The following is a 14,441-nucleotide window of genomic DNA, read 5'->3' on the forward strand; positions in this document are numbered from 1 at the left end:
ACGAAGAGGGGGCGCGGGGGGGGGGAGTTCCTTCCCCCCCCCCGCGCCGTCAGGCGGGGTCGCAGGCCTCGATGCGCGGCCCGGCGGCCTCGATCGCGGTCCCCGCCGCCAGCAGCAGGTCCTCCCGGTACCGCCCGGCGATGAGCTGCACCCCCACCGGGCTCGCCCCCGCGCTGCCCTGCGTGTTCCCTGTGGTGACGGTGAGGGCCGGCAGCCCCATCAGCGGCAGGCCGATCTGCACGAGCTGCGCCTCCGCCACCCGCTCGAAGGCCTCCGGCGACTGGACGTCCAGCAGGTCGGGGAAGGGCAGCTCGGCGCAGACCGGCACCAGCAGCACCGGGTAGTTCTTCAGGAAGGCCTGCCACTGCCGCACGAAGCCGGCGCGCGCCTGCAGCACGTCCTGGAACTGGTGCAGGTCCGGCATCTGGGTGAGGCGCTCCATCTGCTGCAGCACGAAGCTGGCATCCGGGTCGCCCTCGCGCGCCACGGCGGCGTTGCCGCCGCGGCGGAACTCGGCCAGCCACAGCATCAGCTGCAGGCGCATCGGCTCGCGCAGCGGCGGGCAGGCGGTCTCGACGATGCTCCACCCCTGCGATTGCAGGCGCAGCGCCGCGTCGCGCAGCGCGGCCTCCACCTCCGGCGCGGTGTCCAGCCCCTCGGGGCGGACGCAGAGGGCGGCGCGCTTCGGCATGGCCGGCCCCTCGAAGGGCGCGGGCACCCACCAGGGGTCGCGCAGATCCTCGGCCGCCATCGCCTGGAAGGAGAGGCGGAGGTCGGCGATGCTGCGCGCCAGCGGGCCGGAGACGGCCATCAGCTGGGCGCCGATGGCGCGCTCGGGGCCGGAGGGGTTCCAGGCCGGGACGCGCCCCAGCGTCGGCCGCAGCCCGTGCACGCCGCAGGCATAGGCCGGGTAGCGGATGGAGCCGGCGATGTCCGTGCCATGGGCGATGGCGCCGATGCCGGCGGCCACCGCCGCCCCCGCGCCCCCCGAGGAGCCGCCCGGCGTCAGCGCCGGGTTGCGCGGGTTCCTCGTGTGGCCGTGCAGGCTGTTGCGGGTGAACCAGCGCAGGCTGAAGGCTGGCGTGTTGGTGCGGCCGATGATGACCGCCCCGGCGCGCCGCAGGTTGGCCACCACCGGGTTGTCCTCGGCGGCGACGAGCTCCTGCTGGATGCGCAGGCCGTTGGTGGTGGCGAAGCCGGCCTGGTCCACATTCACCTTGATGGTGACGGGCACCCCGGCCAGCGGCCCCGCCGTCTCGCCGCGCGCCAGCGCCGCGTCCACCGCGTCGGCCGCGGCCAGGGCCTGCTCGGGCATCTCCTGCACCACGGCGTTGATCCGCGGATTCGCCGCCGCCAGCCGCGCCAGCGCATCCTGCGCCACCTCGCGCGCCGACACCTGGCGGGCCGCCACGCGGGCGGCGATCTCGCTCGCATCCAGGCGCCAAAGCTCACTCATGCTTGCCATCCCCGTCCTCAAGGCGGGGAAGTGTCGCCCCGGCGGGCGCCGCCGTCGAGAGGGGGCGGCTCAGCCCGGCCGGCGCGGCTTGCGGCGGCGGGGCGGGGCGGGGGGGTGGGGGGCGGCGTCCTCCTCGCCGGCGGGCTCGTCCTCCTCCTCGGCCGGCGGCTCCTCGGGCGGCAGGGGGCGCGCGGGTGGCGCGCCGGCGCCGCGCACCGCCTCCAGGCATTCCCGGAAGGCCGCCAGGATCGCGGCGCGGCCGCGCGGGGCGTCGCCCTCCTGCATCAGCATCTGCAACAGCCCGAAGGCGACCGCCTGCTCGCTGTCACCGGTAACGATGATCCTGGGCTTGGGCATCCGGATATTCTCCTGGCGGGGAAGGGGGGCGTCAGGTGGCGCCTGTGGTGGAATCGGCGCCGGGGCCGGCCAGCGCGCGCAGCGCCGCCAGGAATTGCGGGTGGTCCCAGGCGGCGGCGCCTTCCAGCCGCGCCACCTCCTGGCCCTGGCGGTTGACGACGAGGCTGGTGGGCAGGCCGCGCGAGCCGGTGGCGCGGGCGGCGGCGCCGCGCGGGTCCAGCCAGATCTCCAGGTGCTTCACGCCGGTGCGCTCGTAGAAGGGGCGCACCTGCGCCGCGCCGCCCCGGTCGGAGGAGAGCGCCAGCACCGCCCAGCCTTCCGCCGCCAGCGCCGCCTGGGTGCGGTCCAGCGCCGGCATCTCGGCCACGCAGGGCGGGCACCAGGTGGCCCAGAAATTGATCAGCAGCGGGCGTCCCTTGAAATCGGCCAGGTTGCGCGTCTGCCCCGCGGCATCGGTGAAGTCGAAGGCGGGCACGGCGCGGGGTGCGGTGCGGCTCAGCTTGCCGAAGCCCTCCGGCTCCTCCGCCGCAATCCCTTGCCGTGCCGGAAGCAGCGTGGTTAGGGTCGCCCCCGCCGCGAAGAGCGAGAGCAGGGAGCGGCGTTCCAGCAGCACGAGGCAGATCCTTCCTTGTCCAGTCACAGTCGCAGCCAGGGCAACCAGCAGTGGGGCGGGCGCTACAGCGCCGGACCCTCGGCGATCATGGAGGCCATCAATGCCTCCATCGGGTTCGACCGCAAGATGTGGCGGCAGGACATCCGCGGCAGCCTGGCCCATGCCGCCATGCTGCGGCATGTGGGGATCATCTCCGCCGATGACGAGGCCGCCATCCGCGAGGGCCTCTCGGCCATCGGCCAGGAGATCGAGGCCGGCGAGTTCCCCTTCAGCGAGGCGCTGGAGGACATCCACATGAACATCGAGGCGCGGCTGACCGAGCGCGTGGGCGAGGCCGGCAAGCGGCTGCACACCGCGCGCAGCCGCAACGACCAGGTGGCGCTCGATGTCCGCCTCTGGGTGCGCGACGCGATCGACGGGCTGGATGGCCAGCTCGCCGACCTGATGCGCGCGCTGACCGACCGCGCCGACGAGCACGCCGCCACGGTGATGCCGGGCTTCACCCACCTGCAGCCGGCGCAGCCCACCACCCTCGGCCACCACCTGCTGGCCTATGTGGAGATGCTGGGGCGCGACCGCTCCCGCCTCGGCGACTGCCGGGCGCGGATGAACGAGAGCCCGCTCGGCGCCGCCGCGCTGTGCGGCACCGGCTTCAACATCGACCGGCACATGACGGCCACCGCGCTCGGCTTCGACGGGCCGACGCGCAACAGCCTCGATTCGGTGGCCAGCCGCGACTTCGCGCTGGAGTTCCTCTCGGCGCTCTCGATCTGCGCCACGCATCTCTCCCGCTTCGCCGAGGAGATCGTGCTCTGGACGAACCCGTATTTCGGCTTCGTCAAGCTGTCGGACGCCTACACCACCGGCTCCTCGATCATGCCGCAGAAGCGCAACCCGGACGCGGCCGAGCTGGTGCGCGCCAAGGTGGGCCGCGTCTCCGGTGCGCTGATCGGGCTGATGACGGTGATGAAGGGCCTGCCCCTGACCTACGGGAAGGACATGCAGGAGGACAAGGAAGGCATCTTCGACGCCGCCGAGACCATGGCGCTGGCGCTGGCCGCGACCGCCGGCATGGTGCGCGACATGAAGCCCGACGTGACCCGCCTGCGCGAGGCCGCCGGCGCCGGCTTCTCCACCGCGACGGACCTGGCCGACTGGCTGGTGCGCGAGCTGCGCCTGCCCTTCCGCGACGCGCACCACGTCACCGGCCGCCTCGTCGCCAAGGCCGAGGCGCGGGGGGTGGACCTCTCCGGCCTGTCGCTGGAGGAGCTGCAGGCGGAGGAGCCGCGCATCCACAGCGGCATCTTCCATGTGCTGAGCGTCGAGGCCTCGGTGGCGTCCCGCACCTCCTATGGCGGCACGGCGCCGGTGAACGTCCGCCGCATGGCCGCCGAGTGGCGGGAGCGGCTGGCGTGAGGGCGCGCGGGATGCGCGGCCTGGCCGGGCTGCTGGCGGTGGCGCTGCTGGCGCCGCTGCTGCTGGCCGCCTGCGGCCGGCCGGGGCCGATCCGCGCCCCGGGCCCGCCGGAGGAGATCACCTACCCGCGCAGCTACCCGAGCCGCTGAGGCGGGCGGAGGGGAGGGCTCAGGCCTTCTCCTCCAGCTCGTCATGCACCTGCCCGTAGGAGAGCAGGGCGAACAGCGCCGAGCCGCCGATGATGTTGCCGGCCAGGAAGGGCAGCAGGTGCCCGATCAGGCCCTGCCCCAGCCCGAGCCGCCCCTCGAAGACCAGCAGGAACACCTCCACCGAGCCCGCCACCACGTGCGATAGCTCGAACAGCGCGATCAGGTAGGTGACCAGCGTGATCACCCAGAAGCGCGCCGTCTCGGCCAGCGGCAGCAGCCAGACCAGCATCGCCATCATCCAGCCGGAGAAGATGGCGCGCAGGAAGGCCTGCGGCGCCGACAGCTCCGCCATGTGCAGCGAGACCGCGAGCGCCCCCGAGCGCACGAAGGGCGGCAGCACCCCGTCATAGGAGAGCACGAAGGCGAAGGCCGCCGTGCCCACCATGTTGGCCAGGAACACCACCGACCAGTTGCGGGCCAGCGACGCCACCATCCGCCCCGTCGGGTGCGCCAGCACCGGCAGGAAGGCGGTCAGCGTCACCTCGGTGAAGAGCTGCTGGCGGGCCAGGATGACGACGAGGAAGCCCACCGTGTAGCCCCAGCTCTGCACCAGCGGGCGCCAGGGCGCATCCGGCAGCAGGGCGTGCAGCACCCCCATGGTGGTCACCGAGAGGCCGATGGAAAGCCCCGCCGCGAGGCCCGACCACCACAGGCTGCGCCAGGGCCGGCCCAGCTCCTCCGCGCCCTCCTGGCGCACGATCTCATAGATGGCCAGCGGGCGGAGCTTGGCGTGGTCCTCCACCTCCTCCCGCTCATCGGCCGTCAGCGGGCCGGCGGCCTGCTCCACCTCCGCCTCCGGGTCGTGATAGGGCGGATAGGGCGGGTTGGGCTGCGGAGGCAGGTTGCGCGGCATGTATTGGGACCCAGGCTGGATGCGCCGGCAATGACCCAGCCTGCCGCCCGGTTTCAGGCGGCGAAGGGGAATTCTCCCGCCGCCTCCCACGGACCGCCGCGATAATGCCACAGCAGCAGGCCACGCCCCAGCCCCGCCCAGGGTGGCACCCGCGCCTGCAGGTCATCGAGCAGGGCGCGGGCGGCCTCCGGCTCCACCTTGTTCTGCACCGTCACATGCGGCCGGAAGCCCTGCCGGTCCTGCGGCGTCAGCCAGCCCTGCCAGTCCTGGGCGAGGCCGGAGCGCAGAGCGAGCAGGGCAGGCGATTCCACCGCGCAGGCCACACCGCGCCCCAGCCCGCGCCAGCCGCTGAAGCGCAGCGGCAGCGGCGCCGTGGCGGCGGCCAGCGCGGACAAAGCGGCGCCGATCTCCGCCAGCGCCGTGCCCGGCAGGGCGTGGAACAGCGTCAGATGCGCCGGCAGGTGGTTCCGCTCGGGCGGGAAGTAGGCCTGGCGCAACTGGTCGAGCCGGATCTGGCTGGCCGGGTCGAGGGCAAGGCTGAGGATCAGCGGCGCGGGGTCGGTCATGCAACGGAAGTAGGGCTGGGGCGTGGCGTGGCCAGGGGGCGCGCAGTAGAATGCCGCATGGCCGCTCCGCTTCCCGTCGCGCGGGATACCGCCGACCCGTCCTTCGCCGACCTTCTCGCCGCCCGCCCGGCGCTCTCCCTGCACGCCCATGACGGGCTGCTGCTGGAGCAGGTGCCGCTCGCCCGCATCGCGCGGGAGGTCGGCACGCCCAGCTGGGTCTATTCCGCCGGCACGCTGCGCCGCCGCTACCGCGCCCTGCGCGCGGCGCTGGACGGCGCGGGGCTCGACGCCAGCATCCACTACGCCGCCAAGGCCAATGACAGCCAGGCGGTGCTGCGCGTGCTGCGCGCCGAGGGGGCGGGGGCCGACGTGGTGAGCGCGGGCGAGCTGCGCGCCACCCTGGCCGCCGGCATCCCGGCCGGCGCCACGGTGTTCTCCGGCGTCGGCAAGAGCGCGGCCGAGATCCGCCTGGCGCTGGCCGAGGGCATCTTCCAGCTCAACGCCGAGAGCGCCGAGGAGGTGGCGATGATCGCCGCCATCGCCGAGGGCATGGGCCTGCGCGCCCCCGTGGCGCTGCGCGTCAACCCCGATGTCGATGCCGGCACCCACGCCAAGATCACCACCGGCCGCGCGGACAACAAGTTCGGCATCGCCTACGAGGACGCGCACGCCCTTTACGCGCACATGGCGGCGCTGCCCGGCATCCGCCCGATCGGCATCGCCACCCATATCGGCAGCCAGATCACCGCCGGCATGGGCGCCTACCACGCCGCCTATGCGCGGCTGGCCGAGATGGTGCGGGGCCTGCGCGCCGCCGGCCTGCCGATCGAGCGCGTCGATTGCGGCGGCGGCCTCGGCATCCCCTACCGCGACGAGGTGGCGCCCGCCCCCGAGGCGCTGGCCGGCACCATCAAGGCGACGCTCGGCGGCCTTGGCCTGCCGGTGATGCTGGAGCCGGGCCGCTGGATCGCCGGCCCCGCCGGCGTGCTGCTGGCCTCCATCGTGCTGCAGAAGCAGGGGCGCGGCCGCCGCTTCCTGGTGGCCGACGCCGCGATGAACGACCTGCTGCGCCCCAGCCTCTACGAGGCCTGGCACGGCATCCTGCCGCTCAGCCCCGCGCGTTACGCCGCGCCGCTGGCGCCGGCCGACATCGTCGGGCCGGTCTGCGAGAGCGGCGACACCTTTGCCCGCGACCGCGCCATGCCCGACCTGCCTCCGGGGGAATTCATCGCATTTTTGGATGCGGGTGCGTATGGTGCGGTGATGAGCAGCACCTACAACGCCCGCCCGCTGGCGGCCGAGGTGATGGTGGATGACACCCGCTTCGCCGTCGTGCGTCCGCGGCAGACCCCCGAGGACCTGCTGGCGCACCAGCGCCTGCCGGAGTGGCTGACCCCGTGACGGCGCGGCGCGATCCGCTGGCCCGTCGCCTCGCGCGCGGGCGGCGGCTCGCGCGCCTGGCGCTGGGGTGGGAGGCGCTGTGGCCCCGGCTCTGGCCGGCCTTCGGCGTCATCGGCCTGTTCCTGGTGGCGGCGCTCGCCGGCCTGTTCATGGCCGTGCCGCCCTGGCTCCACCTGCTCCTTCTCCTGGGCTTTGCCCTGGCCCTTGGGCTGGCCCTCTGGCGCGGGCTGCGCGGCCTCGCCTGGCCGGGCGACGCCGCGGCCGAGCGCCGCATCGAGGCCGCCTCCGGGCTGCGGCACCGCCCCCTCTCCACCCTGCGCGACCACGCCACGACGGAGGACCCGGCGACGCTGGCGCTGTGGCGCGCCCGCCAGGCCCGCGCGCTGGCCGGGCTGAGCCGGCTGCGCATCGGCGCCCCCCGCCCGAACCTGGCGGCGCGGGACCGGCGGGCGCTGCGCGGCGGGCGGCTGGTGGGCCTCTGGGAGGCGCTGGCCCTGGCCGGCGGCGTGAGCGGCGAGCGGCTGCGCCGCGCCCTCTGGCCCAGCCTGATGGCCGCCCCCGCCGGCGTGGCGGCGCTGCGGCTGGAAGCCTGGATCACGCCGCCCGGCTACACCGGCGCCGCCCCTGTCTTCCTCGGGCTGGAGGGCGGCAGCCTGACGGTGCCGCAGGGCAGCACGCTGCAGCTCGCCCTCTCGGGCGGGCAGGGCGGCGCCCCCGAGCTGCGCGTGGACGCGCGCGCCATTCCCTTCCGCACGCTGGATGCCGGCAGCCACGCGCTGGAGATGCCGCTGGAGCAGGGCGCCCGCCTCGCCCTGTGGCGGGAGGGGCGGGAGCTGGCCGCCTGGACCGTCAGCGTGCAGGCCGACGCGCCGCCCACCGCCGCCTTCGCCGAGGCGCCGGGGCCGGCCGCGCGCGGCCTCGCCCTCCGCCTGCCCTGGCGCGCCGAGGATGACTGGGGCGTCGGCGCCGCCCGCGCCGAGCTGCGCCTGGCGGCCCGCCCCGAGGCGCCGCCGCTGGTGCTGCTGCTGCCGCTCTCCGGCGGCAATCCGCGCCAGCCCCGCGGCGTGGCGCAGCCCGACCTCTCGGCGCATCCCTGGGCCGGGCTGCCGGTGCGCGCCCGCATCGTGGCGCGCGACGGCGCCGGGCAGGAAGGCGCCTCGGAGGAGGCCGGCCTGACCCTGCCGGAGCGCAGCTTCAACCACCCCGTCGCCCGCGCCCTGGTGGAGCTGCGCAAGGCGCTCTCGGCCGATCCCGGCGGGCGGGAGGCGGCGCGGCTGGGGCTGGACCGCCTCGCCGCCGCGCCCGAGGCCTTCGAACACGACATCGCCACCTTCCTGGCGCTGCGCGTGGCGCGCCACCGGCTGCAGCGGGACCGCCGGCCGGAAGGGGTGGAGGAGGCCCAGGCGCTGATGTGGCAGACCGCCGTGGCGCTGGAGGAAGGCCGCACCGACCGCACGGCGCGCGCCCTGGCCGCCGCGCGGGAGGCGCTGCGCGAGGCGCTGGCCGAGGCCGAGCGCACCCCGCCCGACGCCGCCGCCCGCGCCGAGCTGGAGCGCCGCGTGCAGGAGTTGCGCGAGGCGGTGCAGCGCCACCTGGAGGCGCTGGCCGAGCGGCTGCGGCAGGAGAATGCCGAGGCCATGCCCTTCGACCCCAGCCAGCGCCTGATGGACCAGCGCGAGCTGGACCGCCGCACCCAGGAGATGCAGGACGCCGCCCGCGAGGGCCGCACCGACCGGCTGGAGCAGGAGCTGGCTGAGCTGGAGCGGATGCTGGATGCCTTGCAGGAGGGCCGCGTCGCCGCCCGGCCGGAGGGCGGCAATGCCCGCCGCCAGCAGCAGCAGCAACAGCGCGGGCAGCAGCAGATGGGCGCGGTGCAGGACATGGTGCAGCGTCAGGGGGAGATGCTGGACCGCAGCCACCAGCGCGGCGAGGCCCAGCCCCCGAATGCCGGCGGCCAGCGGCAGGCCCCGCAATCCCGCCAGCAGGCCCAGGCCCAGGGCGAGGCCGGCCAGCAGGCGCGGCGCGATGCCAGCCAGCAGCGGGCGCTACGCCGCGCGCTGGGCGAGCTGATGCAGCAGTTCGGCGACCTCACCGGCGAGATCCCCGAGGCGCTGGGCCGTGCCGACCAAGCCATGCGCCAGGCGCAGGAGGCGCTGGGCCAGGGCGGGGACGCTGCGCCCCACCAGCAGCAGGCCATCCGCGAGCTGCAGGAAGGCGGCCGGCAGATGGCGCAGTCCATGCAGCGCCAGTTCGGCCAGGGGCAGGGCGAGGGTGAGGGCCAGGGCGAAGGCCAGGCCATGCCCGGCCAGGAGCAGGGCAGCGGCCAGGGCCAGGACCGCATGACCGGCCAGAACCAGGGGCGCGACCCGCTGGGCCGCCCCACCCGCGACGCGCCCGGCGCCAACGACCAGGGCAGCGACACCCAGGTGCCGCAGGAGGCCGAGATGCTGCGCAGCCGCCGCATCCTGGAGGAGCTGCGCCGCCGCGGGGCGGAGCGGGAACGGCCGGCCAGCGAGCTGGACTACATCGACCGGCTGCTGAAATCGTTCTGAGGCGGCGCCGCCCCCGTCACTCCGGCAGGGCGAGGGCGGGCAGCCGCGCCAGCGGGATGCGGGCGGCGGAGAGGGTGCGGTTCTCCAGCGTCATCGGCACCTCCAGCGTCGGCTGGCCGGTCTCCGGGTCGGGGCGAGAGAGCAGGGGCAGCAGGCCGCGCGCCAGCGTGGCGGTGCGCGGCGGCACCAGCCCGGCCGCGCCCAGCGCCTCCAGCAGGCGCGGCGCGCCGGCGATGCGCAGCGTCCCGGCGCCCATCGGCTGCAGGGCGGCATCCAGGACCAGGGTGGCGGCGGCGCTGGCGGCCACCTCGCCGGCGCGCAGGGTCAGCGCCCGCACCTCCAGCGCGCCGCCGGAATCGCGCCAATGCGTGGCCCGGGCAGGCAGGGGGCCAGTCATGACCGCCTCCAGCGTGGCCGCCTGCACCTGCCGGCCGAGCGGCGTGGCCAGGGGCAGCATCACCCCGTCCAGGGAGAGGGAGAGGTTCAGGGCTGCCTCGCCCTTCCTGGCATCCGGCGCGGTGGCAAGGTGGGCGCTGGCGGCCTCCACCGCCGTGGCTTCCGCGCCGGTGCCGATGCGGAGCTGCGTGGCCGTGACTGTGGCGCGGTCCGGCGCCCGGCCCGCTTCCAGCGGCAGGGTGGCCAGAATCCGGCCGGCGGCGAAGGGCAGGATGGCACCGCCGAGGCGCAACGACTGCCGGCCCTCCGGCTCCGCCTCCAGCCTGCCGGGCCGCAGCAGGCGCACGCGCAGCATCAGCGCCTCCGCCTGCCATCCGGCGGCGCCGGGCACCGCGACGCGCGGCGCCGGCAGGGCGAGGGTGGCGGCCAGCGGCCAGCCGCCCGGGCTTGGCGGGCCATGCGCCACCTGCCAGCCCTGGGCGCGGCGGGCCTCGGCCCAGGCATGAAAGCCGGCCTCCAGCCGTTGCGCCGCCAGGCGCCACAGCACGGCGTGGCCGGCACCGAGCAGGGCCAGGGGCAGGGCCAGGCCGAGCAGCCACCAGCCGGCACGGTGCCGGCGGCGGGGCGAGGGGTCTTGCGGCTTCCGGGTCATCACCGGCCAGGGTATAGGGGGATCGGCCGCCCTGCGGAAACGCGGCGTGGCCTTCCCGACCCCAACCCGGCCGGCCGCTTCCCTGCCCCCCGGCCACGCCCGCCGGGCGGAGGGCGCGCGGCCGCGCAGCCCTGGACGCCGACCCGGCCCGCCGCATGACCCACACCGCCATTGCCCCGCTGCTCGATCCGGACGGCTCGCTCTACGTCTTCGGCTACGGCTCGCTGATCTGGAAGCCGGGCTTCGCGCACAGCGCCATGCATCCGGCGCTGCTGCGGGGCTTCCACCGCCGCTTCTGCATCTGGTCCCGCCGCTACCGAGGCACGCCGGAATGCCCCGGCCTGGTGCTGGGGCTGGACCGGGGCGGGGCCTGCCGCGGCGTGGCCTTCCGCGTGCAGGCCGAGGCCGCGCCGGCGGTGCTGGACTATCTCGACGAGCGGGAGATGTCGGGCGGCGTCTATGAGCGGCGGCTGGTGCCGGTGCGGCTGCTGGACCAGCCGGGGGCGGTGCGGCGCGCCGTGGCCTTCGTGGTCGACCGCCGGGCTGAGGCCTATTGCCGGGATCTGACGCCCGAGCGCGCCGCCGCCGCCATCGCGCTGGGCCAGGGCTGCATGGGTCCGAACCGGGACTACCTGCTGAACACGGTGGCGCATCTGCGCGCGCTGGGGGTGCGGGATGCGGGGCTGGACCGGATCGCCGCACTGCTGCCGGCCGGCGCGGCGGAGTAGCGGCGCCGATTCGCGCCAGCCGCTACAATGGGCCGCACCGCTTATCCGCAGACTTATCCACAGTGGCCGGTGGGAAGCGGCTGGCACATCAAGGCCCGCCCGCGCCACGTCCGCAGTGCCGCAGAGGGATTCTTCGTAAAATCAATGGCTTGATGCTGGTTGGGGCCGCCGCGCAACAGTCAAGACGCGCTTTCGAAAAGAGAAAAGCCAGCCTCAGCAGCGGCTTGCGGGCAGTCCCTGAAACAGTTTCGAAATCTTCCGTGGCCCTTATCCCACAGATTTATCCACAAGGGGTGGGGACAGGGCAGGGCCACCGGCGGCCACCACCAGGCGGTCGGTCTCACGTTCGATCGCCTCTTCCAGCGCCGCCACCAGCTGCACGCGCGGCAGGCCCGGCGGCAGCGCCGGCATGATGGCCACGGTGATCGGCCCCGGCAGCTTGCGGGAGAGCGCGCCGCGCCCCCAGCGCAGCCCGCTGTCGGTGGCCACCGGCACCACGGGCGCGCCGCTGGCGGCGGCCAGCGCCACCACCCCCGGCTGGTAGGGGATGCGCTGCCCCGGCATGGTGCGCGTGCCCTCGGGGAAGATGACGATCTGGTGCCCCTCGGCCAGCACCGCGCCGGCCTCGCGCACCATGCGCTTCAGCGCCGTGGCGCCGCCCTTGCGGTCCACCGCCACCGCCCCGTAGTGCCGCGCCAGCCGGCCCCAGGCCGGGATGCGCAGCAGCTCCTGCTTCAGCACATAGACCGGGTCCGGCAGCAGGGCGAGCCAGACGACCGTGTCGTAGGCGGACTGGTGCTTGGCCGCCACCACCACCGGCCCCTTGGGCATGTGCTCCCAGCCCGTCACCCGCAGCCCGATGCCGCAGACCACGCGCAGCAGCCACAGGATCAGCCGCGCCCAGCCCTGCACGTAGCGGCGCACATAGCGGCGCGGGAAGGGCACCAGGGCCAGCCCCAACACGCATGTCATGGCGGTGACGCTGAAGAACAGCGCGTTGAACAGGGCCGAGCGCAGGGCGGTCACGAGGGCGGTTTCTCCGGTTTCAGGACGGACAGGCCGAGCATCGCCCCGATCAGCTTGCCGTATTCCCGCAGCAGCAGCCCGGGCCGGGGGCCGGCGGCCTGCACCGGGTGGGCCACCAGCGTGACCTCGGGCAGGGTGCGGCGCAGCTCCAGCAGGGCGCGGGGCATATGGAAGGCGGCGGTGACGACGCGCAGCGAGCCGATCTGCCGTGCCCGCGCCCATTCCGCAACCTCCAGCCCGTTGCCGCGCGTGCTGGTGGCGGCGCGGCCCATCGTCACGCGGCCGGCGAGCGGCGTGGGATCCAGCCCGGCGCGCTGCGCCAGCTCCTCCAGCGTGGCGTCCCGCCCCGCGCCGGAGATGATCAGCCAGCGCGCACGCCCCTCGGCCAGCAGGTGCAGCCCGGCATCGACGCGCTGCGGCCCGCCGGTGAGCACGGCGATGCCGTCCGTGGTGGCGAGCGGTGCCTCCGGCCGGGCGCGGCTCTGCCCGGCGAACAGCGCCAGCCCGCCCAGCAGCAGCAGCGCCGGCAGGGTCGGCAGCAGCCAGAGCCGGCTGGGGCCGTGCCGCCGCCGGCTGCCATCGGGCAGGGGTGTCACGGCAGGCGCTTCAGCCAGCGGCGGACGCTGAACTGCGCCGTGGCCCAGCCGATCGCGCCCGCCACGGGCGGCAGCATCAGCAGGTCCAGCCAGGGCAGCGCCGACCAGGGCTGCACCACGCCGCCCGAGAGGGGCGCCGCCAGGCTGGCCATGGCGCCCAGCGTCGGCACCGCCAGCGCCGCGCAGGCCAGCCCTGCGCCGGCCGCCAGCAGCCCGATGCGGCGGGCGAAGCGGCCGGCGATATCCCCCTGCGTGGCGCCGAGGTCGTGCAGGATCTCGATGGCCTGCCGGCGCGAGGCGAGGCCGGCGCGGGTGGCCACCGCCACCACCGCCACCGCGACGCCCACCACCAGCGCCAGCACCGCCAGCGCCACGCCCTGCACGCTGCGCGCCAGCGCGGCGAGCCGCGCCACCCAGATGCCATGCGCCTCCAGCTCCGCCCCCGGCACCGCCTCGGCCAGCTGGCGGCCGATCGGCGCCGGGTCGATGTTGAGGTTCTCCAGCCGCAGCTCCAGCACGGAGGGCAGCGGCAGGGCCGGCACCTCGCCCAGCCAGGGGCGCAGCAGTTCCCGCATCCGGGCCGAATCGACCGCCTCGGCGCTGGCCACGCCGGGCATGGCGCGCAGCAGGGCCAGGGCGTCGTCCATCCGGCCGGCCTGCTCGGGCGGCAGCTGCACCGTCACGGCGGCGGCGGCGCCCTGCTGCCAGCGCTCCTTCAGCGCCGCGGCGCCGCGGCTGCCGGCCAGCGCCAGCGCCGCCAGCAGCGCCATGGCGGCGACGAGGCCGGGCAGCAGCCGGTCGGACAGCGCCCGCTTCAGCCCCAGCGGGTCGCGCGCGTAGCGGGTGCGGCGCTCGGTCATGCCACTCCGGTTGCGGGCATCAGCCATGATGGATGACCTTCCCATCCTCCAGCAGCAGGGCCTGGGCGGGGAATTGCGCCACCAGGTCCTCACTGTGGGTGGCCACCACCACGGTGGTGCCCAGCCGGTTCATCTGCGTCAGCAGCGCCAGCAGGCGGCGCGCCTGGTGCGAGTCGAGGTTGCCGGTCGGCTCGTCGGCCACCAGCAGGGCGGGGCGCGTCACCACCGCGCGGGCGATGGCAACGCGCTGCTGCTCGCCGCCCGAGAGCTGCTGCGGCAGGGACAGCTCCTTCCCCTGCAGCCCCACCCAGCGCAGCATCTCCGTCACGTCCGGCCGCAGGCTGGCCTCGGAGCGGCCGGCGAGGCGCAGCGGCAGCGCCACGTTGTCGAAGGCGGAGAGGTAGGGCAGCAGCCGGAAATCCTGGAACACCACGCCGATGCGCCGGCGCAGGCTGGGCAGCGCGCTGCGCCGCGCCGCGTTCACGCGCACGCCCAGCACCTCCAGCTCCCCCCGCGTCGGCAGCAATGCGAGGTGCATCAGCCGCAGCAGCGAGGATTTGCCGGCGCCGGAGGCCCCCAGCAGCCAGGTGAAGCTGCCCTCGGGCAGCGTGAAGGTCAGGTCGGCCAGGGCTTCCGGCCCCTCCTGCCCGTCGGGGGAGGGGTAACGCAGGCCGACCGCGGTGAAGCGCACCATGCGGCAGGGAATGCCACGCCAAGCCGCGCGCCGCCACCCGCCTCGCTTTACGAAGGGTTGCAGCGC

At 75.4% G+C, this 14,441-nt stretch carries 15 protein-coding genes; 5 read left to right on the plus strand and 10 right to left on the minus strand.

Features of this window, described 5'->3' with window-relative positions; genetic code table 11:
* Positions 1–49: 49 nt before the first annotated feature.
* From ACFOY6_RS10945 to ACFOY6_RS10955, 3 genes are all read right to left on the minus strand, one after another.
* Complete coding sequence (locus ACFOY6_RS10945; RefSeq protein WP_379650678.1) at positions 50–1,456, minus strand: amidase family protein; 1,407 nt, start codon at positions 1,454–1,456, stop codon at positions 50–52.
* Positions 1,457–1,525: 69 nt separating this feature from the next.
* The gene (locus tag ACFOY6_RS10950) at positions 1,526–1,813 is read right to left on the minus strand and encodes a hypothetical protein (RefSeq protein ID WP_109516889.1); all 288 of its coding nucleotides are present in this window, start codon (positions 1,811–1,813) and stop codon (positions 1,526–1,528) included.
* 31 nt (positions 1,814–1,844) lie between these two features.
* Complete coding sequence (locus ACFOY6_RS10955) at positions 1,845–2,426, minus strand: TlpA disulfide reductase family protein (RefSeq protein WP_109516890.1); 582 nt, start codon at positions 2,424–2,426, stop codon at positions 1,845–1,847.
* Positions 2,427–2,441: 15 nt separating this feature from the next.
* On the opposite strand from ACFOY6_RS10955, the gene argH reads away from it, so the two are divergent.
* A complete protein-coding gene (gene argH / locus ACFOY6_RS10960) occupies positions 2,442–3,842 on the plus strand; it encodes an argininosuccinate lyase (protein ID WP_379650680.1) in 1,401 nt (466 codons plus the stop codon).
* Positions 3,839–3,991: a hypothetical protein gene (locus ACFOY6_RS10965; RefSeq protein ID WP_181378098.1), complete on the plus strand. Its 153-nt coding sequence runs from the start codon at positions 3,839–3,841 to the stop codon at positions 3,989–3,991. The genes argH and ACFOY6_RS10965 overlap by 4 nt, the downstream gene beginning before the upstream one ends.
* A gap of 19 nt (positions 3,992–4,010) precedes the next feature.
* Here the strand turns inward: ACFOY6_RS10965 and ACFOY6_RS10970 are convergent, their stop codons facing one another.
* Both ACFOY6_RS10970 and ACFOY6_RS10975 read right to left on the minus strand, forming a co-directional pair.
* Positions 4,011–4,904, minus strand: a complete 894-nt coding sequence (locus ACFOY6_RS10970; protein ID WP_379632850.1) for a formate/nitrite transporter family protein — start codon at positions 4,902–4,904, stop codon at positions 4,011–4,013.
* A 53-nt stretch (positions 4,905–4,957) separates the two neighbouring features.
* Positions 4,958–5,470 (minus strand): 2'-5' RNA ligase family protein, encoded by a 513-nt coding sequence (locus ACFOY6_RS10975; RefSeq protein ID WP_379632852.1) that lies wholly within the window; start codon positions 5,468–5,470, stop codon positions 4,958–4,960.
* A 57-nt stretch (positions 5,471–5,527) separates the two neighbouring features.
* Here ACFOY6_RS10975 and lysA point away from each other — a divergent pair, with 57 nt between their 5' ends.
* Entirely contained in the window at positions 5,528–6,871 is a 1,344-nt protein-coding gene (gene lysA / locus ACFOY6_RS10980) for a diaminopimelate decarboxylase (RefSeq protein WP_379650683.1), read from the plus strand.
* Positions 6,856–9,423, plus strand: a complete 2,568-nt coding sequence (locus ACFOY6_RS10985; RefSeq protein ID WP_379650685.1) for a TIGR02302 family protein — start codon at positions 6,856–6,858, stop codon at positions 9,421–9,423. The genes lysA and ACFOY6_RS10985 overlap by 16 nt, the downstream gene beginning before the upstream one ends.
* A gap of 16 nt (positions 9,424–9,439) precedes the next feature.
* On the opposite strand, the gene ACFOY6_RS10990 is transcribed toward ACFOY6_RS10985, so the two are convergent.
* A complete protein-coding gene (locus tag ACFOY6_RS10990; protein ID WP_379650687.1) occupies positions 9,440–10,471 on the minus strand; it encodes a DUF2125 domain-containing protein in 1,032 nt (343 codons plus the stop codon).
* 155 nt (positions 10,472–10,626) lie between these two features.
* Here ACFOY6_RS10990 and ACFOY6_RS10995 point away from each other — a divergent pair, with 155 nt between their 5' ends.
* Entirely contained in the window at positions 10,627–11,199 is a 573-nt protein-coding gene (locus ACFOY6_RS10995) for a gamma-glutamylcyclotransferase (protein WP_379650689.1), read from the plus strand.
* Positions 11,200–11,466: 267 nt separating this feature from the next.
* Here ACFOY6_RS10995 and ACFOY6_RS11000 read toward each other — a convergent pair whose 3' ends face one another.
* Genes ACFOY6_RS11000 through ACFOY6_RS11015 form a run of 4 tightly spaced genes read right to left on the minus strand, consistent with a single transcriptional unit; the run spans position 11,467 to position 14,375 of the window.
* Positions 11,467–12,225 (minus strand): lysophospholipid acyltransferase family protein, encoded by a 759-nt coding sequence (locus ACFOY6_RS11000; RefSeq protein ID WP_379632858.1) that lies wholly within the window; start codon positions 12,223–12,225, stop codon positions 11,467–11,469.
* Positions 12,222–12,821, minus strand: a complete 600-nt coding sequence (locus ACFOY6_RS11005; protein WP_379650691.1) for a YdcF family protein — start codon at positions 12,819–12,821, stop codon at positions 12,222–12,224. Before ACFOY6_RS11005 ends, ACFOY6_RS11000 begins: the two co-directional genes overlap by 4 nt.
* Complete coding sequence (locus tag ACFOY6_RS11010; protein ID WP_379650693.1) at positions 12,818–13,708, minus strand: cell division protein FtsX; 891 nt, start codon at positions 13,706–13,708, stop codon at positions 12,818–12,820. Before ACFOY6_RS11010 ends, ACFOY6_RS11005 begins: the two co-directional genes overlap by 4 nt.
* The gene (locus ACFOY6_RS11015; RefSeq protein ID WP_379650695.1) at positions 13,701–14,375 is read right to left on the minus strand and encodes a cell division ATP-binding protein FtsE; all 675 of its coding nucleotides are present in this window, start codon (positions 14,373–14,375) and stop codon (positions 13,701–13,703) included. Before ACFOY6_RS11015 ends, ACFOY6_RS11010 begins: the two co-directional genes overlap by 8 nt.
* Positions 14,376–14,441: the final 66 nt, after the last annotated feature.

Source organism: Teichococcus aestuarii (genome assembly GCF_042651065.1).
GTDB lineage: Bacteria > Pseudomonadota > Alphaproteobacteria > Acetobacterales > Acetobacteraceae > Pseudoroseomonas > Pseudoroseomonas aestuarii.